Consider the following 23919-nt stretch of genomic DNA (forward strand, 5'->3'; position numbering starts at 1 on the left):
GGCTCGAGCCAGCTATTCTTCGTGAACATCGCTTAGCTTGCCTGCGGAGCATGAGGATTGGTGGAAGCGGAATGAATGTTGCGTGGAGCCTTCGTGGTGCCGGTGCAGTTCACATTCGCCTCACCTGTGACACCATCGGCATTCTCGCGAAATCTGCAAGGCAGGGTCCATCGGTGCGCCGACAAAAGCAAAGCCTCAGAGCCAAAACGATGCGGCGAATATTTCACGACGAGCCGTGGCAGCTGCCAGCCAACCGTCACCGATCGACTGGAATTGCCTGACCCTCATCAAGGCGCTGCAGATCGCAGGCGTGCGGCGCTCGCACGAGAAGGGTGCGTTCGTTACAAGGATTATGTCTCTGTCAGCGATTACGGATCGTCGGACTAGAACCGGGTCGATATACCGAAGTTGAAGCTCTGAACATCATCGGTGGCTTGCTTCTTGACCGGTATCGCGTAGTCGATACGCAACGGACCGAACGGCGAAGCCCACATCAACCCCAGACCGACGGAAGCGCGCAGCTTCGACTCCCGCGTCGCCGGGTCAACGCCTTTGACATCGTTGCCGTAGAGCGTTGCTGCATCGGCAAAGACAGCGCCGCGCAGGCCAAGGCTTTCAGGAACCAACGGCAACGGGAATTGCGCTTCGGCGGACGCATTGAAGTAGGTCGTGCCGCCGAGATGATCGTACCCGCCGCCACCGCGCTTTGCCGCGGCCGGACCAATTCCATTGAACTCGAAGCCGCGGATCATGCGGTCGTTGTTCTGGAACATGTCGAAGACACGCAGCTCCTTGTCGCCATAGCCTATGATGTGACCGGCACCGCCGGAAACCAGGCCGACAATGTCCAGTTCCTCCGACAGCGTCTGGTAGATCGAACCGCGCGCCGTCAGCTTGACGAATTTGGCATCGCCACCGAGACCGGCAACCTCAACGCCAGCATTGGCGTAGATGCCGTAGTGCGGGTTCTTCATGTCGTCGATGGTGTTGTAGATCAACGAACCGCTGACCGATGACTTGATCCACGCGCCGCGGAGCCTGCCGCTGCCGACCGGTTCCTCTTCCACAGCGTTGCGGATCGCATCTGATACGTTGCACTTTGCCGGATCGAAAATGCCGTTCGGGGCCAAGCAACCCTTGTTGTATTTATATTTCTCCTGCGAGATGTTGTAGGCGAGCTGCGTCGTCAGGTTCTGCGTGATCGGCAGGCCGAAACGGATGGTCGCACCCGTCGTTTCCGCCGCATAGGATTTATATTCGCGCGTCGAACGATAGATGTCGAAACCAGCCGCGATGCGGCGGCCGAGGAAATACGGCTCGGTGAACGACACGCTGTAGTCGCGCGACTTACGGCCACCGCCAGCCGACAGCTTGATGAACTGGCCGCGACCGAGGAAATTGCGCTCGGTGATCGAACCCATGACCGACGGGCCAGGCGTCTCGCCACCGGTCGAGTAACCGGCACCGATCGAGAAATCACCGGTCGACTTCTCGACCAGATCGACAACCAGAACAACCTGGTCCGGCTCGGACCCTGGCTGGGTCGAAATGTCGACCTTCTCGAAATAATCAAGCCCTTCGAGACGCTTCTTCGCACGCTGCACGAGCACCTGGTTGAAGGCATCGCCTTCGCTGAGATCGAATTCGCGGCGAATGACATAGTCGCGGGTGCGGACGTTACCGCGGATTTCGATACGCTCGATATAGGCCTTGGCGCCCTGATCGATCGTGTAGGTGACCGAAATGGTCTTGTTCTCGAAATTGCGGTCGCCGCGCGGCGTCACCTGCGCGAAGGCGTACCCTTGGCCGGCAACCCGCTCGGTCAGCGCGATAATCGAATCCTCGACCTTCTTGGCGTTGTAAGTGTCGCCCTTGTAGGTCTGAACCACCGACTGCAGCGCCTGCGCATCAATTTCCGGGATCGACGAGTCGACGCTGATATCGCCGAAATCGTAACGCTCACCCTCGTCCACCGTGATGGTGACCGTGTATTGGTTGTTGGCGCTGTCGAGGTCGCCAGTAGCCGACACGACCTGGAAGTCGGCATAACCGCGGTTGTAGTAGAAGCGGCGCAGCAGCTCCTCGTCGGCCTTCAGCTTGTCCGGATCGAACACGTCGTCGCGCAGGATGAACGACAGCCAGCTCGACTTCTTGGTGCCGATGACATCGGTCAGGCGGCGGCTCGAGAATGCCTTGTTGCCGACGAAGTTGACGGAGACGATCTTGGTGCGTTCGCCTTCGTTGATGTTGTAGACGACATTCACCCGGTTTTCGCCAAGATCCATGATCTGGCTGGTGACCGTGGCATCATCACGCCCGATACGGCGATAGGCTTCCTTGATCGCCTCGACGTCCGCATCGGCAGCCGCTTGCGAATAGGATGAACGCGGCTTCAGCTGCACGCCCATGGAGAGCTGGGCGTCCTTGATCTTCTTGTTGCCCTGGAACAGGACCTGATTGACGACCTGATATTCAGACACGCTGATGACCAGGGCCGAACCGACCTGATTGATGCGCACATCCGAGAACAGGCCTGTACCGAACAGAGCCTTGACGGCTTCGTCGATGTCGGCACTCGAGAACGACTTGCCGGGCTTGATCTTCACATAGTTGCGGATCGTCTCGGCGTCGACGCGGGTGTTGCCGTTCACATCGATACGGCTCACCACGGCCGCATGGGCAGCAGACACGGATACAAACTGAACAGCGAGCGAACCTGGAACAACCAGGGCGGCTGACAAAGCCGCCGCAGACGCGGCGCTCAGAAACTTGGATGCTGCCTTCAGGCCAGCGGGCCATTGCAGTGAACGACCTGTCATGCCGATGGAATTTCTTGTTCGATTTCGCGCCATACATCCCCGCACTCTGCAGCTTCGCCAGAACGGCGGCGCGATAACGGCAGCCAACTGCATATGAATGGTGGAGACCGGCTCGAGATTACATGGACGAAGCCTTATCCATGCGCTCCATTCTCGGCTGCCCGGCGCGAAAGCGTCCCGCGCAACGACGTCCTAGTGACGCCCGCATGAGGATCTCATGATTCAAAGGGCAGTCATATCGAGGAACTCGATTCGCTGGTTGGATGTCTGCGCCAGGTGCGCCAGGGCTCACCCTCCTCGGTAGCCATGACGACGAAACCCATCGATCGAAACGCTCGTTCGGATGCGAGGTTCGTCGGCGCGATGGCGGCTGTCAGCGAACGCGCGCCGAATTGATCCACCAGCCAGCGAATTATCGCGCTTCCGATGCCCTTTCCTTTTTCCGAACCAAAGACGATGACACCAAAGATATGCGCGGTCTTATTCTCCCAGCCAAATATCGGAGGATCCATGATCGAGCACCAGCCGACCGGTTCGGACTGCTCCGGCCTGCGTACCCACCACGCACATATCGCGCGCTCGGCGAGCAATTGCCGTAACTCTCTCCCATCGACCAGGTCATTGTCGCGCATCTCAGCACGCGCGAGCTGGTCGTATTTCGCAAAGTCGGCGCCCAAGTCCATTTGCTCAAATACCAGCTCGCTCATTTGAAGCTCTCTTATCCGGCGTCAGGCGTGCCGAACGCCCGTTGCCTAACCATCAGGCCAGCCAAAGGGTTATCGTCGTTTCGGCGCCGGGGCGGCTTATCCCGGGAACTCCGGGACACATTCCGCTCGACGGAGAGTCTTGTCATTGCGCGCGTCGTGTCTGGAGACAATGGAGAGCGCGTTGAGATGCCGTGGAGGTCGGGCTTCCTGCCCTCCCGGCAGTTATGCGATCGTCGAGGGCCTTCGCTTGTCCGAAGCACCTTCGCGACCGTGAGAGATCGTTCCCGCAACACTACCAATCGGCTGTGCGGATCGGATGACACTGACCGACGCGACGGTCACAACAGTTCAAACATCGATGGATACTGCTGCCTCAGCGAGGTTGGAGGCGCCGAGACGAGAGGAGCGGAAACAAAGAAGCGCTACACTCCAAGCACGTTACGCAAACGCCCATTCCGAATCCGTCACAGCGATCGCCCTGACCTTTATTCGCTCGTGAAGATCGGACCAGGCGCTGTCCTGCACGAAACCGGTCATGTCTCCGCATGCGTCAGTCAAACGATCGCCTCCAAACTGGTTGATCGCAGCAGAGATACCGCTTGGACCAAGGGCTCTGAAGAGATCGAACGGATCTCTGCCGGTTCCGATCACGCGATGTCCCCATGCTCCGGGCACATCGTCTGTCGCCAATGAATGCCGAAGATCCGCGTCCACCCCGGCAACCTCAAGCGCACGGCACATGATGTAACGCATCAGCGGAAAATAGATCGTCTGATGGCTGCCTCCCAGCACTCGAATTCCGGGCAGGATGGCCAGCACCATGAATGCCAGGAACATATTCGGAATGAGGCGTCGGTGGAACAACCACGCCGTGATTTCGGAAGCTTCAAAGCGCACCACTTTCACGCCTGTCGCATGGTGTACCAAATGCTGCCCCTCAAGCCGAAGCGGCACCCGTCGGCCATGGTCATAGAACCAAAAGAAATCCGTACCGCGCGTAAGCCAGCCTGCCCATGGCCCTATGGCCAAACGATCAATGCCCTCCACAATTCCTGACGCAACATTTGGCGTCTCAAGAAGCCGCTGTCGCAACCAAGAAGCGCTGTCATTCAAATGATCAGCAACCAAGTCAGCGACGTCTTCATCATCGAGCTGGAGAAATGCGAACCGACGGCCGAACAGCGTCGGCCACAGGGACAGGTTTGCCGCCTTGATTGCATGCGCGGGTTTGTCGAACCGGGCTGTCGGGAGGAGAGTGCGCAGATGCGTAAGCGCGTCGACTTGCCCGCCGGGATCGGTTGTCGCGAGCTGAAACTGGTAGGGACCCAGCTCGGTCAGCAGACCGTATCCCGTCATGCGGCTTCGACTGAGGCCAAAGATGTTGATCGCTTTTCCGTCCACCGCAAGCCATCCTGGTCCCTTTCGCGTCCTTTCAACGAGGCTCACCGTCGAGACTGCGTAAGAGACGTATGTGGAGCAGCCATGCGCTGATAGGCCAATGAGGCTGAAGATATGCGTATAAAAGGCCTCCGGCTCCACGACGAGCAGGAGATGCGGCCCAGTCTGCAATACCCGACGTTCCTCTACATCCTTGCAAATCTTCTTTGCAGTTTGGTCCGGCAGCCGGTTGCGGATCGCAGCGACCTGAATCCTGTCGAGGAGTTTGTGCAAGGCTACGATCCGGCATTCCAGTTGGGAGCGCGATGCGGGCGGGTCAAAAAGGCGCAAGGCATAGTCGCGGACCGGACGGACCTGGAAGGGCTTCATCCAGGGGTAGAGCGCTGCGAGGGATGCGAGCGCTGCCGCTTTTCTATCTCGATCCGATACGAGGTTGCCCACCTTATGCTTCCCCTTTTCTGCGCCTGACCGATGCCGCGCAAACGCCGTAGAAGTCCCGATGAACAAATCCCGAGAGGAGTCCGACTGCGCACAAGCGATCCCGATCGGATCGCAGTCCTTTATATCTTGCGCATCTGCAGCGGCCCTGATGATCGTATGGTGTCGCCAGCGCCGCTTCCAGCTCTTGATGGGATTTGCGGATGATTGCTGAGAAACACGCCGCCGCAAGCGCTAGATCCGGGACAGGCGGCGATACTCCGTTGGCGTGACGCCGAAAGCGAGCTTGAAAGCGGTCGAGAAGTGACTCGAGCTTGAGAAATTGCATTCCATGGCGATTTCTGTCGCCGAGAGAGCGGTCGCCCGCAACATCTGCGAGGATTTCTCCAGCCGGCGCTTCGCCGCGAGTGCGCGCGGCGTTGCACCAGTCGACTGCTTGAAAGCCCGCCAGAGGTGAAAACGGCTCACCCCGAGCTCGTTCGCCAGGTCGGTCAAGGTCACGGTTTTGTCGGGCGACTCGATCATCTCCAGCGCCCGGCGCAATTGGAAGCCGGACAGGCCTCCCTTGGCCACCTGCGCTGGCATTCCGTTCAACCGCAGCATCTGCACGAACAATTGCATCGCCTGGCTTTCCGCCATTACCGCGCTAAGAGGATCGGGATGCGTCACCTCCATGGCGATCCGTTGCAACGCCATTTCCACCACGCAGTCGCGAAATCCGATCGACGGCGCAAGCCTCGGCAGGCGATGACGTTTTGCTCCCGCGAATGTGTCCTCGGCAAGGTTACGGTCGATCGAGACCAACAGATAGGAGGCGGTCGCGTCACCCTCGTCCCAGCCAGTCCAATCGGTGCCGGCGGGAATGTAGATCACAGACCCGGCATGTCGCGGCTTGAACGCGATGGGATGTCCGTCGACGACATCGCTGCCTCGGGCGGCCGCCCCTCTCAAGTTCATGATGAAGACGTGGTCCAGCGACGCGATCTTTGTCTCCTGTCGTCCGAGCCCGGTCCGTTTGACAAGGTCCGCATGCATGCCGCCCCAGTTCTGATACTGGCGGTTCAAAGCGCTATGCCGGGATTGACGGATGCAATTTGTTTGGAAACAAACTATTTCCTGCAAAAAAGTGATCTCCTAATGGATCGCGCATCGTATTAGCAAGTTTGAATAACCAACGGTTACTCAGCAATCAAAAAATAACTCACGGTTGGTTGAAGACGTGACTTTTCTATAAACATAGCAATCCAAGGAAAGCGCCTTCCAACCTGCCGGTTTACCAGCCGGACAGCCCACACTCTACCTGAGCGGGATTGTCGCTTACTCGAACTTCGCGCGTTCCCCGGCCGGGTCGTGGGTATCTCGTCACCTGTTGGCTGTCGGAGGTATTGTGGAATGCGGGGCCTGGACGATTTCCTCGCCGAGTGCGAACTCGGCCCACGGATCAATGAACTCAGCTGCTTTTTCGCAGCCACTGCAGCAGGCAAGAGCGGCATGCCAATCCGCAAGCCGGCGGCGGACATCCGTCTCTTGCCCAATGAAGATCTGCTGCGCAGCCTGGTCGCGCTTCATGCGGCACGACAGGGACATTTTGACCAGCACTATCACGGCAGCATCCCCTACAGGCTGGAAGAAGAATGCCGCATGGCGCACGCCGTCCTGAAATATGCACGGCGGCGCGGTATCTTGCTATCGCTTTACAGCCTCGGAACGGCCGAAGGCACGATGGCAAGGACCCTTTCCGAACTGTCGAACGGTCAAATCCGCACTCTGTCGTGCAGTCCAAACCCGGAAAACTACGAATGCTTCTTGGGGTATGGCGAGCCGGCTCACGCGGAATTTTTCGTCGGCCCGTTCCATAGGGTGTCCAAGGCCGTGCTCGATTCCGATGCACGGCTGCGGCAGTTCGTGTCCGGATTCGATTTCATTCTGGAGGACACCACCTTCCAGATGTATTCGCCGAACAGGGCAAAGCAGATCGAATATGTCACACAGCACCTCAAGCAGGACGGCATATTCGTTTTCGTGGAGAAATTTCGGAGGCGCGACGAATTTGAATACAGGCGTCGCGAACTCCAGAAGGATCACGGCTTCAAGGCGCGATACTTCGACCGGGAGGAGATCGAAAAGAAGCAGGCGGATGTGCTCGACACGATGTTCGGCAACGAGGTGACACTTGCGCAAATGACAGAGGCCATACGCTTGCAGTTCAAATATTGCGCGATGACGTGGAACAGCGGGAACTTCTACAGTCTCGCCGCGAGCAACGCCAAGGAGAACCTCAGCCTTTATCTTTCCCAAATGGAGGCCCCGGCGATTCCGCACGAATATGTCTACGATGTCAGCCTGCCGCGCGATCCGGCCGACGACGTCGTCTCCGAGCAGATCCGTTAAACGGATCGGACGCGCCGGACCGGTGACAAACGCCAACCCCCTGCGTCGCCTGGACTGTGTCTTCGCGGCTATCGATCACGGTAGCCTGAGGCAGGCTGCCCGGGCTCTCGGCGTTCGGGAATCCAGCGTGAGCCGCAATATCGTCGCGATCGAACAGTCTCTGGACATGCAACTGTTTGATCGCAGCGCGCATGGCGTCCGCTTGACGAAGGCAGGAAAACGGTGGGCCGGCTCCGCGCGTGCGCACTATGAGGCCCTGTATGATGCCCTCAGCGCAGGCAAGCAGCCGTACCGGGAGACGGACACGCTTAGGCTTGGACTGTCGGGGCTGGCAGGCCGCGATTTCCTTGGCCGCCTCATCCGCCGTTTCGGCGCATTATACCCCAAGATCGACGTCGTCATCAAAGACATCGCACATGACCAGGGCCTTGCCGCGATACGCCGGCGAGAACTGGACATCCTCTTCACGGGCGCACATGTGGCCATGTCCCGCTCGACGGAGAGCTTCGGCCAGGGGCAGTTGTTCGTCCTCCTGCCTGCGCATCACCGGCTGGCCGCGGCGAGTGCAGTCCGTTGGTCAGATCTTGCGAATGAGCGGGTCTTCGTGCCGTCCTTTTGGAGCGGATCGGCATCAGAAATCCCCCTCGCTGGCCATTCCGATGCAACCCAGGCCCAGATCTGCACGGCCAGCGAAGCGACGGCGATCCTCAACGTTCAACTCGGCCAGGGCGTGACCTTGGCGGAGGCGGGCTTCGCCAGGGCGGTATCGCCAGAGTTCACAATATGGCGCCCCCTGAAGGGCAACAACAGCGCCGGCCTGATCAATGCCGTCTGGCTGGGGTCGAATCCGAAGCGCGCGCTTTTGCGGCTGCTTGGGACTGCGAAGAGACTGGCTGATCCGCGCCCGCGTGGTCGTCCCACAGCTTGGCGATAAAGCGCGCCTGCCCGCTTTCCGGGCGGGTTTCAGTCGCCGGTGCCTGAAGCTGCTCCCGACCGCTTTGCCTTGGCAAAACCGCGATCGGTCGCGATGAACCGTTCCAACATCGGAACAATGAGCCGGGCGGGTTCTGCAGGCGCGCGTCCGGACTCTTCGCCAAGAAGCGAGGCATATGCAGACAGGTCCCGGTGCAACGCCGCCGGCAATTCGATCGTGACCTTTACAGGTCTATCGTCCGCGATCGGGCCGAGTTTCAGCTTGGCCATCTTCAACCTCCATAGGGTTCGAGCACAAGGTCGCGTGTCACGATCACCCGGACAGGGAAACCGGGCCGAATGGTGAGCGTCGGCGCCACCTGCAGCTGACGCTGGACGATCTGCTGGCCGGCCTGGTTGATGGTGTCTTGAGCACCGCTGCGAATGGCGCGGATCAAACGGTCATTGTCGTCGGTCGCGATTTCCGCACCGATTCCGAGCAGCGTCGACAGCCCGGCCGCCTTGAGAAGATCCCACCAGTGATGGTCGACACCGTCTTCCAGACCGGCGTAACCTTGCGTATCGGCGCCGGGCTGACGTTCCAGCACGATCGAGCGGCCATTCGGGAAGACCAGCCGGTTCCACACGAGCAGAACACGCCGCTGGCCGAAACCGACACCGTTGTCATACTCGCCGATGACACGGGTCCCCTGCGGCACCAGAAGCACGCGGCCGCTCGGGCTGTCATAGACGTTCTCAGTGACCTGCGCGGTGATCTGGCCGGGCAGATCCGAGCGGATGCCCGTGATGAGTGCAGACGGTATCACCGCGCCGGCCTGGAGCATGAAGGGCGATGCCGGCGGGAGGATGCGATCGGCGGAAAGGGTGCGGCGCTCCATGCCCGCGCCGAGGAAGGCATGCTGCCGGTCCTGAGCGTTCGGGGCGCCGCTTCGCTCGGGCGATTCCGAAGTTGCGAGGCCGGGGAACGCGGCACCGGAGGATGGTTGGACAGCACGCCCGGGCTCCGTCTGGAAAAAGACCTTGCTGGTGCGCGCAGCTTCCTCCTCGGCGCGACGGCGTTGTTCGGCCTCGTCCACTGTCGGCGCCGAAATCATCGGGGATATGGCTGGCTGGCCGCGATTTTGCGCATCGAGGATCGGGCGGCCGAGATCTCCGGGCAGCGCCGGCCCAAGGACAGGACCGGTATAGTCGCGCGGCAAGGAACCGAGGCCATCCGCTGTCGGGCGGCTGGACGTCGAATAGAGTTCCAGCGTGTCCGTGAGCTGACTGCTCGTCTGCAGCGCGTAGATCAGGGCGCTTCCGACACCGACGGAGGCGGCGGCCGCGAGGGCGACGAGCACCTTCGGCGACAGGCGGACGATGCGTGGCGGGTCGGCGCGCAGCCGCATCGTTGCGGCAGTCGTCGGTTGGTTTTCGGTCATGACGAGGTCCTTCCGCCCGTGCGGACGATCCTGACGGTTTGCTGGCGGTCGCCGCTGCCCAGACGCAACTCGGCCGCACCGAACAGGCGGTCGACGATCAGTATGTTTTGATGGACCCTCATATTGACGATCTGGCTCTCGCCATCGGGGCCAAGGACGAAGAGGGGCGGCATCTCGCCCTGTACGATCCCGCGCGGAAATTCCACGTAGACGCGCCGGCCGTCGTCATAGACGGAAGCCGGCCGCCAGGGCGGCGTGTCCCCTGTCAGCCCGTACCGGTAATTGCGCGCGGCCGGAAGCGGGATGGCGGGCGTGGCTGGCATGTTCCATCTCTGCGGTCTCGCCGGCCGCGGATAGGCCCAGGCCACCGATGGCATATAGGGCTTCTCGCCCGAACGCAGTTCGATCAGATAGGTGCGTCGGTCCGTGGTGATGACGAGGTTCGTCGAGATGCCCGCGCGCGACGGCTTCACCAGCACATGCACGCGCCGGCTCGTGCCTGATCCGCTTTCGGTGTCGCCGATGATCCAGCGCGCGGTGTCGCCGGCCGCGATAGGGCCTGATCCTGCCAGGCTTTCGCCGGGCTCGAGCGCGATATTGGTGATCTGGCCGGGCGCGGAATAGACCTGATACAGCGCGCCCTCGCTCCACGGATAGATTTGGGTGGCATTGAAATATCCCTCGCGGCGCGGCTCGATGCGCGCGGCGGCATTGGCGTTCTCGACGCGCTTTGTTGCGGAGCCGGCCGCATTCCCGCCCCGCGCCGGCCTCCAGATGGGCGGGATGAGCAGCGGCTTCGGTGGGTCGTCGCTGACGGCAGCCGGCAGGGCCGGCAATGGCGGCACGTTGGCGTCATAGCTGAATTCGGGCGGCGTTCGTTTGGCGGCGCAGCCCGCCAGCGCTGCCGCCGAAAGCAGCAATGCCGCGAGCGCGGATCTGCCCAGCAGCGCCGTCGCGCCGCGCATTCCTCGCGTTTCGACAATGGCGATCATTGGCTCGCCTCCCGCGACCAATTGATCGCGTTCACATATATGCCGAGCGGGTTGGCTTTCAGCGTTTCGGCATCCTGCGGCGGCTGGATCGCGACGGTCAGGATCGCGGTCCAGCGCTGCGTTGTCGAGAGCTTGCCATTCTCGTACTGACGCTCGATCCAGGCGACGCGGAAAGAATCCGGCGAAGCCCGGATGACGCTCGAGACTTCGACGGAAATCTGCTGCTTGCCGACCCTGGTAAAGGGGTCGTTGGTGCGGGCGTAGTCGTTGAGTGCCGCCGCGCCGAGGTCGGTCGTCCATTCATAGGCGCGCAGCCAGTTCTGGCGCACGACGATCGGGTCCGCCGGGATCGACCGGATCTGCTCGATGAAGCGGGCGAGATGCCAGGCCGTTTGGGGATCGCTCGGACGGTATCCGGCAACCGCCGGCCCGGCCGCTTGCGCCTGCCCCAGACTGTCGATCTGGACAACCCAGGGGACAACCGCGCCACGCGCGGACTGGAACACCAAGGCGGCGGCGAATCCCGCCGACAGGATCAGCGATCCGAAGGCCATGTACCGCCAGTTCTTGGCCTGTACGCGGGCAGAGCCGATGCGGTCATCCCAGACCTGAGCGGCTTTCTGATAGGGAGTCTCCGGTTGAGGGGTCTTGCCGTAGTGCACATGGGGTCTTTTGAAGGGGTTCATGGGCGTTCACTTTGCGAGAGGTTGACTGAGGCGCCGGCGCTGTGACTGTCGCCGGAGCGTAGCGCGTGAGCTGCGGCGCTGGCGCCGCTGCTCAGGGCATGACTGCGCTTCATGCGCTTCGCCCAGTCGGGCGCGCCGCCGTCACGCGCCACTGCCGAAGAAGAGGATGACGGTGGGGCGTCAGCCGATGCGGGGTCGCCGATCGTGCCGGCAGTGGAGGAGCCGCCGGCCGCGCGATATCCAGCCTTGACGCCATCCGCGAAGCTGGCCCCGATGCTGGCACCGGCGCGCCGAAGCGGTGACGTCGTTTCAGTTCCGGCAGCACGCGCGATGCCGCCAAGGCCGGATGCGATGCCTGCACCGCCAGACCGCCCAAACGCGCCGAGTGTGTAGGCCGAGGAGATGGCCCCGGTGAAGGCAGCGCCACGCCTGACGGCCGCTGCGCCAGCGCTGGTTGCTGCGGCTGCTCCCTTTAGGGCGAGCCCGCCGGCACCGGCCGTGGCCGCTCCTGCGCCGACAACCGTCAGCGCCGTGCCAGCGGCTGCCCCCGCGCCGAGTTGAGGGCCGCCAGAGACGAGTCCGTTGGCGATGCCAGGGCCAAAAATGCCAAGGCCGACAAGCGACAATGCCGCGAGCACCACCGCCATGGCATCGTCTATGGAGGGGGTCTGGCCACCAAAGCCCCGCGTGAACTGGCCGAACAGCGTCGAACCGATGCCGATGACGACCGCGAGCACCAACACCTTGATGCCGGACGAAATGACATTGCCGAGCACACGCTCGGCCATGAAAGCCGTCTTCCCGAATAGACCGAATGGGATCAGCACAAAGCCGGCGAGCGTCGACAGCTTGAATTCGATCAGTGTGACGAAGAGCTGGATGGCGAGGATGAAGAAGGCCAGGATCACAAGTGCCCAGGCAAAGAGGAGGCAGGCGATCTGGATGAAGTTCTCGAAAAACGCCACCCATCCCATCAGGTTCGAGATGGATTCAAGCAGCGGCCGGGCGGCGTCGAGTCCGGTCTGCGCGACCTTTCCCGGCCGCACCAGGTCGGCCGCCGTAAAGCTGGTGCCGGATGCTTTCAGGCCAAGTCCCGCAAAGCTTTCGAAGACGATCTTCGCCAGATTGTTCCAGTTGGAAATGAGGTAGGCAAAGGCGCCGACAAACAGGGTCTTCTTGACCAGGCGCGCAAGGATGTCGTCGTCGGCGCCCCAGCTCCAGAACAGTGCCGCCAGGGTGACGTCGATTGCGACGAGCGTGTTGGCGATGAACCCCACCTCTGCGCCGAGCAGGCCGAAGCCCGAGTCGATATAGCGGGTGAAGACCGCCAGGAAATTGTCGATGACGCCGGCGCCGCCCATAATCATCGCGCCGGGTCGGGAGACGATGCGGGTGCGGGCGCGCGTCCGAGAAATCGATCGCGCGTGAGAGCCCACACGCGCAGGCATTCTGTGTCTTCAGCCGCGTTCTGGCCCAGTTCCTGGCACCGCCGCTGGCTTGCGCGCAGCGCGCTGTCTTCGAACTGACGCGGGCGCGCCTCGCTCGGTGCCGGTGTGTCCTCCTTGCGGCTCATCTCGACCGCGATTGCCGCGGAGACAGCCGCAACGAAGGCAACGGCTCCGATCCGGGCCAGGATCCTGGTGTCCATGATGATCTCGCCCCTCGCCCGTCAGTTGGCGCCGTTGAACATCCGCGCGTTACCGGGCTGATAGCCGGAACCTGCGGTCAGGAAGCGGCGGCGCTGTTCGCGGCCCTGTTCGGCGGCGGCAGAGCGCTCGGCTTGCGCCAGTGCGGTGGCGCGGCCATTGGCAGAAAGCAGCGCAACAAGGTCGGAGAGCTGCTGCGACTGAAGCGCGAGGATCTGGTTGCCCGCCTGTGTCGCCTGAAGGGCGCCGGTCGCACCCTGGCTCTGGTTGACAAGGGCGGACATCTGTATGCGGTTGGTGTCGATGTTGCCGACCACACCGGCCTGAACGCGCATGGCGTCTTGCAGACCGCCGACGGTGTTTTGCCAACGCGACCGCGCGTCTGCGACGAGCTGCTGGTCTGCCGTCGACATTGAGACGCTGTTGTATTTCTGCTGGAACATCTGATCGATGCGCTGGACATCGTAGGCGATGTTCTGGGCCTGGCCGAGAAGCTGTTGCGTCCTCTGGACAGCTTGCTGGATCTGCTGAAGCGCGGAGAAGGGCAGGCTCGCGAGGTTGCGGGCCTGATTGATGAGCATCTGCGCTTCATTCTGCAACGAGGTGACCTGGTGCGTGATCTGCTCCAGCGTTCGTGCCGCCGTCAGCACGTTCTGCGCATAGTTCGACGGGTCGAAGACAATACGCCATGCGAGGACCGGCGTCGGCAGCACCGCCGGAAGCACCAGCGGTGCAGCCAGCAGCGACGCTGCGAAAGCCATGGTGCGCCGACGCGCATGAATGGTCGTCATGATTGAGCCTCCTTTGCAATTTCAGAACTGGCTGTGGGAAGATGCGGGATGAGATCGACGGCCCAGCTGGCACCACGGGCCGTGAGCCATGCGGGGAGGAACCCCTCGCGACCATGCTCGGCAAGAACGCGTGTGATCAGGGTCTGGTCGGCCTTGGAGGACGCCGCGCACAGCGCAAGACCGACGTCGCTGAGACCCAGCTCGAAAAGGCGGTTGCCGTGTCGGGACTGGCAATAATAATCGCGCTTGGGCGTTGCGCCCGCCAGGATCTCGATCTGGCGGTCGTTAAGTCCGAAGCGACGATAGATGGCAGTGATCTGCGGCTCGATCGCACGTTCGTTGGGAAGAAGCAGCCGCGTCGGACAGCTTTCGATGATGGCCGGCGCGATCGCCGAATTGCCAATGTCGGAGAGCGACTGCGTGGCGAAGACAACGCTGGCGTTCTTCTTGCGCAATGTCTTCAGCCATTCGCGGACCTGGCCTGAAAAGCTCTCGTCGTCGAGGGCGAGCCAGCCCTCGTCGATGATCAGCAGCGTGGGCCGCCCGTCGAGACGGTGGTCGATCCGATGGAACAGGTAAGCCAGCACCGCGGGCGCGGAACCCGATCCGACCAAGCCTTCGATTTCGAACACCTGGACCGCAGCACCGCCGAGGTCTTCATGCTCAGCGTCGAGCAGGCGGCCATGCGGACCGCCAACGCAATAGGGCCGCAGCGCCTGCTTCAGATCATTCGACTGAAGCAGCACGGTCAGCCCGGTAATCGTGCGCTCTCCGATCGGCGCCGCCGCGAGCGAGGTCAGCGCCGTCCAGAGATGTTCCTTGACTTCGGGCGTGATCGCCACGCCTTCGCGCCCGAGGATCGCGACGATCCAGTCGGCGGCCCAGGCGCGCTCGGGAACCTGGTGTATCCTGGCCAGCGGCTGGAGCGAGACCGAGGTCTCCGACCCTTCGGTCAGGTCGCCGCCGAGATCGTTCCAATCACCGCCCATGGCGAGGGTGGAGGCGCGGATCGAGCCGCCGAAATCAAAGGCGAAGATCTGCGCGTCCTCATAACGCCGGAACTGCATGGCCATCAGCGCAAGCAGCACCGACTTTCCCGCACCGGTCGGCCCGACGATCAGCGTGTGTCCGACATCACCGACGTGAAGGGAAAACCGGAACGGGGTCGAGCCCTCGGTCTTGCCGTGCAGCAAGGGGGGAGCACCGAAATGCTCGTCCCGTTCCGGCCCCGCCCACACGGCGGAGAGGGGGATCATGTGGGCGAGATTGAGTGTGGAGATCGGCGGCTGCCGGACATTGGCATAGACGTGGCCAGGCAAAGACCCGAGCCAGGCATCGACCGCATTCAAGGTCTCGGCCATCGCCGTGAAGTCGCGGCCCTGGATCACCTTTTCGATCAGCCGCAGTTTCTCGTCGGCGGTCTGCGGATCTGCGTCCCAGACGGTGACGGTACAGGTCACATAGGCCTGTCCGGCATAATCGGCGCCGAGTTCCTGCAGAGCGTCGTCCGCATCGGCGGCCTTGTTGGCGGCATCGCTGTCGACCAGCACCGCCTGCTCGTTGGTCATCACCTCTTTCAGGATCGCCGCGATCGACTTTCGCTTGGCGAACCATTGCCGTCGGATCTTGGCCAGCAACCTGGTGGCCTCGAGCTTGTCGAGCAGGATCGCGCGGGTCGACCAGCGGTAAGGGAATGCGAGACGGTTCAGTTCATCGAGAATGCCTGGCGTGGTCGCGGTGGGAAAGCCGACGATCGTCAGGACGCGCAGGTGCTGGCCGCCCAGGCGCGGCTCGAGACCGCCTGTGAGGGGCTGGTCAGCGAGCAGCGCGTCGAGATGCATCGGCGTTTCGGGAACCCTGACCCGGTGTCGATGCGTCGAGATCGTCGAATGGAGATATGTCAGCGTCTCGCCGTCGTCGAGCCAGCGACATTCGGGCATGAACCCGTCGAGCAGCGCGATCAGCCGACCGGTGCGGTCGCTGAAGCTGCGAAGACGCTCATGCGGGTCGGTGCGGGCGTGTTCGCGCCCCTCATAGAGCCAAGCCTCCGCACGCGCCGCTTCCTCCGCCGGCGGCAGCCAGGTGAAGGTCAGGAAATAGGAGGATTCGAAATGCGCCCCGGACTGCTCGAAGTCGGCCTTGCGCTCCGCATCAAGCAGACCGGATGCGGCATCGGGAAATGTGCTGCCCGGATAGGTCGACGCCTCATGGCGCTGGGCTTCGACGAAAATCGCCCAGCCGGAGCCGAGCCGCCGGAACGCATTGTTCAAACGACCGGCGACGGCGACAAGCTCGGCGGCAACGGCGGACTCCAGATCCGGGCCGCGGAACGCAGCGGTGCGCTGCAGGCTGCCGTCCTTGTTGAGAACGATGCCCTGACCGACGAGCGCGGCCCAAGGAAGATAGTCGGCCAGCAGTGCGGCGGATCGGCGGAATTCGGCAAGATTCATCATAGGGCTCTCTCAAACTGCAAGCTGGGCGGGAATGCGCAGATGCCGGCGTCCGACCTCCATGAAGAGCGGATCGCGCTTGGCCGCCCAGGCCGCCGCGAGGTGACCGATCGCCCAGATGGCCAGGCCGACCAGCCACAGCCGCAGACCGAAGCCGACAGCACCGGCCAGGGTTCCGTTCATGATGGCGATCGAACGGGGTGCGCCGCCAAGAAGGATGTGCTCGGTCAAGGCGCGGTGCACCCGAACCGAATAGCCCGGTACAGTGTCGATCTGTTCGAAAGTGGCAGCCATCACAGCAGCGCCCCGCCGCCGAAGGCGAAGAAGGACAGGAAGAAGCTGGAGGCGGCGAACGCGATGCTGAGCCCGAAAACGATCTGGATCAGTCTCCGGAAGCCTCCGGAAGTGTCGCCGAAGGCCAGCGTCAAGCCGGTCACGATGATGATGATCACGGCCATGATCTTGGCGACGGGCCCTTCGATGGACTGCAGTATTTTTTGCAGCGGCTGCTCCCACGGCATCGATGAGCCGGACGCATGGGCGGCAGGGGCCAGCAGCAGGCTGACGCAAATGGCGGTGAGGTTGGCGGCGATCGGACGATAGCGGCGTTGAAGCGTGCGGATCACGAAGCGTCTCCAGTCATGTTCGGGGTGGTTTCGGTCAGGCGGTAGTCGCCGTCGGCTCCGAGCCCTTCGACGCGGGCGAGCTCCGTCAGTCGCCGTGCGGCGCCGCGGCCGGAGAGGACGGCGATGACGTCAATGGTTTCCGCGATCAGCGCGCGCGGTACGGTGATGACGGCTTCCTGGATCAGTTGTTCGAGGCGCCGCAGTGCGCCCATCGCCGTGCCGGCATGGATCGTACCGATGCCGCCGGGATGGCCGGTGCCCCAGGCTTTCAGCAGGTCGAGCGCCTCGGCCCCGCGCACCTCGCCGATTGGGATACGGTCCGGGCGCAGGCGCAGCGATGAACGCACGAGATCCGAGAGGGTTGCCACACCGTCCTTGGTGCGCATGGCGACGAGATTGCGGGCGGCGCACTGCAATTCCCTTGTGTCTTCGATGATGACGACGCGGTCGCCACTCTTGGCGACCTCGGCGAGCAGCGCGTTGGTGAGTGTGGTCTTGCCCGTGGATGTGCCACCGGCGACAAGGATGTTGGCGCGCGAGGCGACGGCAGCAAGCAACACGCCTGCCTGGCCAGGGCTCATGATGTCGGCGGCGACATAATCGTCGAGCCTGAACACGGCCACGGCGGGTTTGCGAATGGCGAATGCGGGCGCCGCGACCACGGGCGGCAAAAGCCCCTCGAAGCGCTCGCCCGTGTCGGGAAGCTCGGCCGAGACCCTCGGTGCGCGGCTATGGACTTCCGCTCCCACATGATGAGCCACGAGACGCACGATGCGCTCGCCATCGACCGCAGCCAGCGTCTCGCCCGTATCGGCCAAGCCAGCGGAAAGCCTGTCGACCCAGATGCGGCCGTCGGGATTGACCATGACCTCGACGATCGCAGGGTCGTCCAGAAACCGCGCGATGGCGGATCCGAGCGCCGTGCGCAGCATGCGTGAGCTGCGCGAGCGTTGTTCTGGGTTGTTGAGCGAAGCCACCATCTTGTTCCCGTTGGAAATCCTTCACGGTTCCGGACGGGGACGATTAAGAGAACCGCAATTCGGAGCGGTTCAACAAAATTCGGACGTCGTAGTAGTATGGCGTGCAAAGACAGGTGAAGGGCGGTGCGGCCGTCGCGCCGACCTTGGCCTGCCGGGCCATCGGACCGAGCGAACAGCGTGTCCGTTCAGACTTTGTCTTCGCTGATTTCCTGCCGCAGCAGCGGCCCCTTGGCCAGCCGGCGTCCCAGCGCGCCGATGAAGGCTTCATATCGCTCCGCAGCCTTGGCCCGCGCCGCCTGCGCTGCGGGCTCCGGCAGCGAAGGGGTCGTGGCCAGCCAGAAGCGGACGAATACGGCCAGGGTCTCGACCGCGATGCCGACATCGCGCTCCTGGCGAGTCAAGCGCCGGTCGATCTGGTCCAGACGTTTCGCGATCGCGGCCTCGCGCCTTTCATCGGCATCTGGAGAAAGAAAAGAAGCGATCGCGGCTTCGGCGATCATCGATTGCGAGCGGCCACGCCGGGCCGCGTACTCGATGAGCATCGTCGTGATATCCGGGTCCAGATAGACCGAAAGCTTGGTCTTCTTCATGTGGCGGCCCATGGCAATTACAAATCCATCCCGTCATCCGGATCAAGCGACACCTGACGCGCGACGCCCCGCATGATCTGTGCCAGCTGGCGGCGACGCAGCGCTCTGTCGTCATCCAGGCCTGCAGCGGGATCGATCTCGAATTCGTTTTCGGGGGCGGCGTTGGTCCCGGCCAGATTCAGTTCGGGCTGCCGGCGGCGCTCGGACTCGGTTGGATCCTCCTCATCGCCGGGGCGCGTGGTGCCGGCGCGGACGTCCGGCGCGCTTGGAAGGGGACGCGCGCTCCAGTCGTCGGGGCGATCCTGTTGTGCCATCGGCGATACGGGCGGCGGCAGGATGCGTTGCCTGAAGCGGATGTCCTCATAATAGCGGGCTTTCCTCGCCCGGATTGGCGGCGTGCCGGCGATCATGACGATCTCGTCGGATGGCGGCAGTTGCATGATCTCGCCCGGCGTCAGCAGCGGACGCGCCGTTTCGGAGCGCGAGACCATGACATGCCCGAGCCACGGCGAAAGCCGGTGTCCGGCATAGTTCTTCATCGCCCTCATCTCCGTGGCCGTGCCAAGCGCGTCCGAGATGCGCTTGGCGGTGCGCTCGTCATTGGTGGCAAAGCTGATGCGGACATGGCAATTGTCGAGGATCGAGTTGTTCGGGCCATAGGCCTTCTCGATCTGGTTCAGCGATTGTGCGATCAGGAAGGCCTTCAGGCCGTAACCCGCCATGAAGGCCAGGGCCGATTCAAAAAAATCGAGCCGGCCAAGTGCCGGGAACTCATCGAGCATGAGCAGAAGGCGATGGCGCCCCCTCGCCTGCAGGTCTTCACTGAGACGCCGGCCGACCTGATTGAGGATCAGGCGGATCAGGGGCTTGGTGCGGCTGATGTCGGAGGGCGGCACGACGAGATAGAGCGTCGTCGGTTTCTCGCCGGTGAGGATATCGCTGATGCGCCAGTCGCAGCGCCGCGTTACCTCGGCGACCACGGGATCCCTGTAGAGACCGAGGAACGACATTGCCGTGGAGAGCACGCCCGAGCGCTCGTTGTCGGATTTGTTGAGCAACTCGCGCGCAGCGCTAGCGATGACCGGGTGCGGACCGGCCTCGCCGAGATGGGCGGTTTTCATCATGGCGACCAAAGTCGACTCGATCGGACGCTTGGGATCGGAAAGGAAGGCGGCGACACCAGCCAGCGTCTTTTGCTCCTCGGCGTAGAGCACGTGAAGGATCGCACCGACCAGGAGGGCGTGGCTCGTCTTTTCCCAGTGGTTGCGCCGTTCGAGCGAGCCCTCGGGATCGACCAGGATATCGGCGATGTTCTGGACGTCTCGCACCTCCCACTCGCCACGGCGGACCTCGAGCAAGGGGTTGTAGGCAGCCGATCCCGGATTGGTCGGATCAAACAGCAGCACGCGGCCATGCTGTGCGCGGAAACCGGCGGTGAGCTGCCAGTTTTCGCCCTTGATGTCGTGGACGATGGCTGAGCCTGCCCAGGCCAGGAGCGACGGCACGACCAGCCCGACACCCTTGCCGGATCGTGTTGGCGCGAAGCACAAGATATGCTCGGGCCCGTCGTGACGAAGATAGGCATCGCCATACCGGCCCAGCACGACCCCATCCGCGCCGAGCAGCCCGGCGGCGATCACTTCCTTCTCGTCGGCCCATCTTGCGGAGCCATAGGTTTCGGCCGTCTTGGCCTCACGCGCCCGCCAGACCGATATGCCGATGGCTGCCACGATCGAGAGAAACCCTCCGGAGGCCGCGATGAAACCGCCCTGCAAGAAAATGTCGGGCGCATAGGCGTCGTAGAAGTACCACCACGGGAAAAATGCCGTCGGGTAATACACCGGACAGCCTGCCACTATGAACCAGGGCGGACCCAGCTGCGCCTGGAAGCCCAGCTTCGACGCGACAAATTGGGTGGCGCTCCATGTCGTGGCCAGCACGATCAGGAAGACGGTGAGGATCTGACCCCAGAGGATTTTCGTCGAGGGCATGGCGGCACCCTTGCTATCCACCGGGCTAGAGACCGAGACCGCGGCGGCGGCTGAAAGCCCAGTCGACGCCGCCGTCGCCGCGCGCGAGGCCGGAGACGTGACGGCCCAGCTGCTTTTCGAGTGATGGGGACCAAGGCACGAGTTGAAAGCCGAGCCCATCATCGAGCATGGCGAAGCGGCCCGATGCGAGCGTGAGGCGCTGGCGGAAGGTGCCGGCAACATATTCGCCGGCGGCGGCCGGTTTGAACTGCAGCCCCGTGTCGGACGCAAGCTTCTCAACTACGGAATCCAGTTCGCGGCGGCGCAGCGTCTCGAGGAGATTGCCGGCAAAGATCATCTGCCGGCCCTGGCGTTCTGCAAGACCCTGTCCGACCAGATGTTCGGCGCGCTTGTCGAGCGCACGACGCACCTCGCCTCCAAAGCCGTTCTCGGAAAGTGAGATTGGGGCGCGAGCGACCGCCAGCCGATCGAGCCATGTGCAGCCCGACGCGGAGATTTGGGCCGACAGGTCAAGGTCGGAGCGAGCGGCGAGTGCGACGCGGCGTGCGCCCCGCGCGTCATCATAGGCGCGAAGTTCGACGATGGAGCCGACCGGCCCGTCGCCAGCGGCCTCGATGTGCGGAAGTTTGATGTGATGAACGCGGCCGTCCACGGCATCGATCACAGCATAGGCGGTGCCGTTGAGCTCGTCATCGAGACCTCGCTCGACGAGGCGGCCGGTCACGGCTAGGCCGAGACGCTCACCAGCCAGGACGTAGTCCGAGGAACCGCGCTCGATGCCCCGCGCCGTCAATGCGCGGTGCATGCGCGCGATGATGTCGCCCCGTTGGCCAAGGTCCCGCAGGGTCGTCTCTGCCTCCGGGCTGAGGTACCACTGCAAATGTCCGACTTGTCCGGCGACACCGAGGATTTCGAGAGTCCGAAGCCGACCGACCTTCAGCGTGTGAAACGCGTCGGGCTGACGTCCGGGCGGCGGCGCCATGTCAATGACACCGGCCATGCCGGCATCGCGCACGAGCTGGCGGTCGAGCTGGGTCCATCGGTGCGCCTCGACCTGTCTTGCAAGGCCACGGCGAATGTCGAGATCGGTACGGGGGCCGAGTTCCTGGGTGATCAGATCGCGCGCCCGGTCGCGCAGGCCATGGGAAATATAGTCCCGTGAGATCACCAGATCGCCGCCATCATCGCGCATGCCGCGCACGATCAGATGGATGTGAGGATGTTCGGTGTTCCAATGATCGACGGCGACCCAGTCAAGGCTGGTGCCCAGATCCTTCTCCATGGTGGCGACGAGATCGCGCGTGAAAGCGCGAAGGTCCGACATATCCGTTGCGTCATCGGGCGAGACGATGAGCCGGAAGTGATGACGATCGTCCTGGCAGCGCTCGGCGAATACGCGGCCGTTCGCCTCCCCCTCGCCGGGACCGAACAGCTTCGCCTTCGCATCGTCGCGGGTCACCCCGTCGCGGCGCAGGTAATCGAGATGCGCCCGTAACGGTGCAGACCGCGCCGACTGCCGCACCACCCGCGCCTTGATGACGGCACCACGCGTGGTGGTCATGATGAGACGATTGGCCTGAATGCTGGCACGCTGCCCCCGTCCGAAACGTGAGCGATTTGCTAAGACGCGGCCAGCGCGCGAAATGCCACCGGCCTTCTTCGCGGCGGCGAGTGCCTGCGCGACGAACGGGCGAGCCCGTTGTGCCCGAGCGGATCGTATCCGACCTGGGCGGATGCGGAACTCTTTTTCATCGGCCATGACGGATCACCGCGACGTTCGAAATACCTTTTGAATTCAGTGTCATGAGGTCGTTCCGCACGGTGCACGAGGAGCGTGCACCGTGCGGAACAGGCCAAAAATCCCAACAAAAACAACCGCCCGAACGGCGCGCACCGTGCGGCCTTTTATCCTGCCATCACTCGGTCGCGCCGGCTGGGGCATGCCCTTGGCACGCAGCACTGCGAACGCTGCCGATATGCTTTGCAAGGTCGGGTTGCGGTTCATGGGGTGCCGACCTGCCGGTTTGATCTTGGAAAAAGGCTGTCGGCGGCGCCTCTCGGCAAGCCGCCGTCGCGCTCCTCTTTCGAGCGGGCGAACAGGGCTGCACCACGCCAGCCTGAGGGCGAAGCCGATTGACGGCGCGCAGCTGACGGCCCGAATTCGCGCTCGAGCAGGGAAAGGACTGCCGCGACATAGGCAATTGTTGCGGCGGGCAAAGGCCGCCCGCGCGTAATGAATTCATCATAGCGACCGGGGCCGGCGTTGTAGGCAGCGAGCATGGCGTCGATCCTGCCATAGCGGTCGTACATCTCGCGAAGATAAGCCGTGCCAGCGAGGATATTGTCGCGTGGTGCGAACGGATCCTGCGCAAGCCAGTAGCGGATGCGCAGCGATGTCCAGGTCTCCGGCATGATCTGCATCAGTCCCATCGCACCGGCTGACGACACCGCGCGCACATTGCCGGCGCTTTCGATCTGCAGGACCGCGCGGATCCAGGGCAGCGGGATATCAAAACGCCGCCCCGCCTCAGCAATGTGGCTTGCGTGAAGATCGACAGACCATGGCCGCTGCTGCGGCGTCGGCTCTGCCGCTCTCGTGCCTGCCGCCGTTGCAACAAGAACCAGGACGTGCAGCCACAACACGGGTGGTCGGCTGCATTTGCGCGGCGTGCCGGTGGCACCGAGGCATAGGCTAAGACAGGCGGAAAGCGACATCGATCACTCCCTGTCTGCGCGTGCACGGCGCCGTGACCAGTGCAGCGACCAGGATGTCTTGTCTGCGCCGTTCTGGAAAAGCTTGGCGTATATGGGCTGCGCAAAAGCCGGGTCATCAAGCTGGATCGAGACATATTCGCCGGCCCTTTCAGTCGTACGTCTCCAGCCTGCGCCAATCTCCGGCCCATCATCGCTGTTGGCGTGGATGCGGTATTCGGGCGCGTTTCGGGTACCATCCTGATCCGCCGCGACAAGCACGATCTCCAGATCGAGGCTGAGCGTGTGGACACGTCCGACGAAGCCGGAGCGTGTGCGCGTGAATTCACCTATCTGGGTCATTTCGGT

Annotated in this window: 22 protein-coding genes; 2 read left to right on the forward strand and 20 right to left on the reverse strand. The window is 62.9% G+C overall.

Going from position 1 to position 23919, the window contains the following annotated elements; genetic code table 11:
• Positions 1-383: 383 nt before the first annotated feature.
• The 4 genes from bamA to ACFWXH_RS26180 form a co-directional block, all read right to left on the reverse strand.
• Complete coding sequence (gene bamA, locus ACFWXH_RS26165; RefSeq protein WP_379124426.1) at positions 384-2786, reverse strand: outer membrane protein assembly factor BamA; 2403 nt, start codon at positions 2784-2786, stop codon at positions 384-386.
• 266 nt (positions 2787-3052) lie between these two features.
• Positions 3053-3526: a GNAT family N-acetyltransferase gene (locus tag ACFWXH_RS26170; RefSeq protein ID WP_379124284.1), complete on the reverse strand. Its 474-nt coding sequence runs from the start codon at positions 3524-3526 to the stop codon at positions 3053-3055.
• A 438-nt stretch (positions 3527-3964) separates the two neighbouring features.
• Positions 3965-5365 carry a hypothetical protein gene (locus ACFWXH_RS26175; RefSeq protein ID WP_379124286.1) on the reverse strand — a complete coding sequence of 467 codons (1401 nt, stop codon included), beginning with the start codon at positions 5363-5365 and terminating at the stop codon, positions 3965-3967.
• Between the two features lie 231 nt (positions 5366-5596).
• A complete protein-coding gene (locus ACFWXH_RS26180) occupies positions 5597-6427 on the reverse strand; it encodes a helix-turn-helix domain-containing protein (protein ID WP_379124288.1) in 831 nt (276 codons plus the stop codon).
• A 327-nt stretch (positions 6428-6754) separates the two neighbouring features.
• Between ACFWXH_RS26180 and ACFWXH_RS26185 the strand changes: the two genes are divergently transcribed.
• Positions 6755-7753, forward strand: coding sequence for a class I SAM-dependent methyltransferase (locus ACFWXH_RS26185; RefSeq protein WP_379124290.1), 999 nt, complete (start codon positions 6755-6757; stop codon positions 7751-7753).
• Positions 7698-8687 (forward strand): LysR family transcriptional regulator, encoded by a 990-nt coding sequence (locus ACFWXH_RS26190; protein ID WP_379124292.1) that lies wholly within the window; start codon positions 7698-7700, stop codon positions 8685-8687. Before ACFWXH_RS26185 ends, ACFWXH_RS26190 begins: the two co-directional genes overlap by 56 nt.
• A 29-nt stretch (positions 8688-8716) precedes the next feature.
• Here the strand turns inward: ACFWXH_RS26190 and ACFWXH_RS26195 are convergent, their stop codons facing one another.
• From ACFWXH_RS26195 to ACFWXH_RS26270, 16 genes are all read right to left on the reverse strand, one after another.
• Positions 8717-8956, reverse strand: a complete 240-nt coding sequence (locus tag ACFWXH_RS26195; protein ID WP_379124294.1) for a DUF2274 domain-containing protein — start codon at positions 8954-8956, stop codon at positions 8717-8719.
• Positions 8957-8958: 2 nt separating this feature from the next.
• Positions 8959-10107: a TrbI/VirB10 family protein gene (locus tag ACFWXH_RS26200; protein WP_379124296.1), complete on the reverse strand. Its 1149-nt coding sequence runs from the start codon at positions 10105-10107 to the stop codon at positions 8959-8961.
• Complete coding sequence (gene trbG / locus ACFWXH_RS26205) at positions 10104-11072, reverse strand: P-type conjugative transfer protein TrbG (protein WP_379124427.1); 969 nt, start codon at positions 11070-11072, stop codon at positions 10104-10106. Before trbG ends, ACFWXH_RS26200 begins: the two co-directional genes overlap by 4 nt.
• 23 nt (positions 11073-11095) lie before the next feature.
• Positions 11096-11785 (reverse strand): conjugal transfer protein TrbF, encoded by a 690-nt coding sequence (trbF, locus tag ACFWXH_RS26210; protein ID WP_379124298.1) that lies wholly within the window; start codon positions 11783-11785, stop codon positions 11096-11098.
• A complete protein-coding gene (gene trbL, locus ACFWXH_RS26215) occupies positions 11782-13146 on the reverse strand; it encodes a P-type conjugative transfer protein TrbL (RefSeq protein WP_379124428.1) in 1365 nt (454 codons plus the stop codon). The genes trbF and trbL overlap by 4 nt, the downstream gene beginning before the upstream one ends.
• Before the next feature lie 2 nt (positions 13147-13148).
• A complete protein-coding gene (gene trbK-alt / locus ACFWXH_RS26220; RefSeq protein ID WP_379124300.1) occupies positions 13149-13433 on the reverse strand; it encodes a putative entry exclusion protein TrbK-alt in 285 nt (94 codons plus the stop codon).
• Positions 13434-13454: 21 nt separating this feature from the next.
• Positions 13455-14222, reverse strand: coding sequence for a P-type conjugative transfer protein TrbJ (gene trbJ / locus ACFWXH_RS26225; RefSeq protein WP_379124302.1), 768 nt, complete (start codon positions 14220-14222; stop codon positions 13455-13457).
• Entirely contained in the window at positions 14219-16675 is a 2457-nt protein-coding gene (gene trbE, locus ACFWXH_RS26230) for a conjugal transfer protein TrbE (protein ID WP_379124304.1), read from the reverse strand. The genes trbJ and trbE overlap by 4 nt, the downstream gene beginning before the upstream one ends.
• A 9-nt stretch (positions 16676-16684) precedes the next feature.
• Entirely contained in the window at positions 16685-16966 is a 282-nt protein-coding gene (locus ACFWXH_RS26235; RefSeq protein WP_379124306.1) for a VirB3 family type IV secretion system protein, read from the reverse strand.
• On the reverse strand, positions 16966-17298 hold the full coding sequence (locus ACFWXH_RS26240; RefSeq protein ID WP_379124308.1) for a TrbC/VirB2 family protein: 333 nt from the start codon (positions 17296-17298) through the stop codon (positions 16966-16968). The genes ACFWXH_RS26235 and ACFWXH_RS26240 overlap by 1 nt, the downstream gene beginning before the upstream one ends.
• The gene (trbB, locus tag ACFWXH_RS26245; protein WP_379124310.1) at positions 17295-18278 is read right to left on the reverse strand and encodes a P-type conjugative transfer ATPase TrbB; all 984 of its coding nucleotides are present in this window, start codon (positions 18276-18278) and stop codon (positions 17295-17297) included. The genes ACFWXH_RS26240 and trbB overlap by 4 nt, the downstream gene beginning before the upstream one ends.
• A 185-nt stretch (positions 18279-18463) precedes the next feature.
• Positions 18464-18880 carry a CopG family transcriptional regulator gene (locus ACFWXH_RS26250; RefSeq protein WP_379124312.1) on the reverse strand — a complete coding sequence of 139 codons (417 nt, stop codon included), beginning with the start codon at positions 18878-18880 and terminating at the stop codon, positions 18464-18466.
• A 5-nt stretch (positions 18881-18885) separates the two neighbouring features.
• Positions 18886-20859, reverse strand: coding sequence for a conjugal transfer protein TraG (locus tag ACFWXH_RS26255; protein ID WP_379124314.1), 1974 nt, complete (start codon positions 20857-20859; stop codon positions 18886-18888).
• A gap of 25 nt (positions 20860-20884) precedes the next feature.
• A complete protein-coding gene (locus tag ACFWXH_RS26260) occupies positions 20885-22618 on the reverse strand; it encodes a relaxase/mobilization nuclease domain-containing protein (protein ID WP_379124316.1) in 1734 nt (577 codons plus the stop codon).
• Between the two features lie 242 nt (positions 22619-22860).
• Positions 22861-23574 carry a lytic transglycosylase domain-containing protein gene (locus tag ACFWXH_RS26265; RefSeq protein ID WP_379124318.1) on the reverse strand — a complete coding sequence of 238 codons (714 nt, stop codon included), beginning with the start codon at positions 23572-23574 and terminating at the stop codon, positions 22861-22863.
• A gap of 3 nt (positions 23575-23577) precedes the next feature.
• The gene (locus tag ACFWXH_RS26270) at positions 23578-23913 is read right to left on the reverse strand and encodes a DUF736 domain-containing protein (RefSeq protein WP_379124320.1); all 336 of its coding nucleotides are present in this window, start codon (positions 23911-23913) and stop codon (positions 23578-23580) included.
• Positions 23914-23919: the final 6 nt, after the last annotated feature.

Origin of the sequence: Mesorhizobium sp. NPDC059054 (assembly GCF_042739215.1) — a bacterium.
GTDB lineage: Bacteria > Pseudomonadota > Alphaproteobacteria > Rhizobiales > Rhizobiaceae > Mesorhizobium.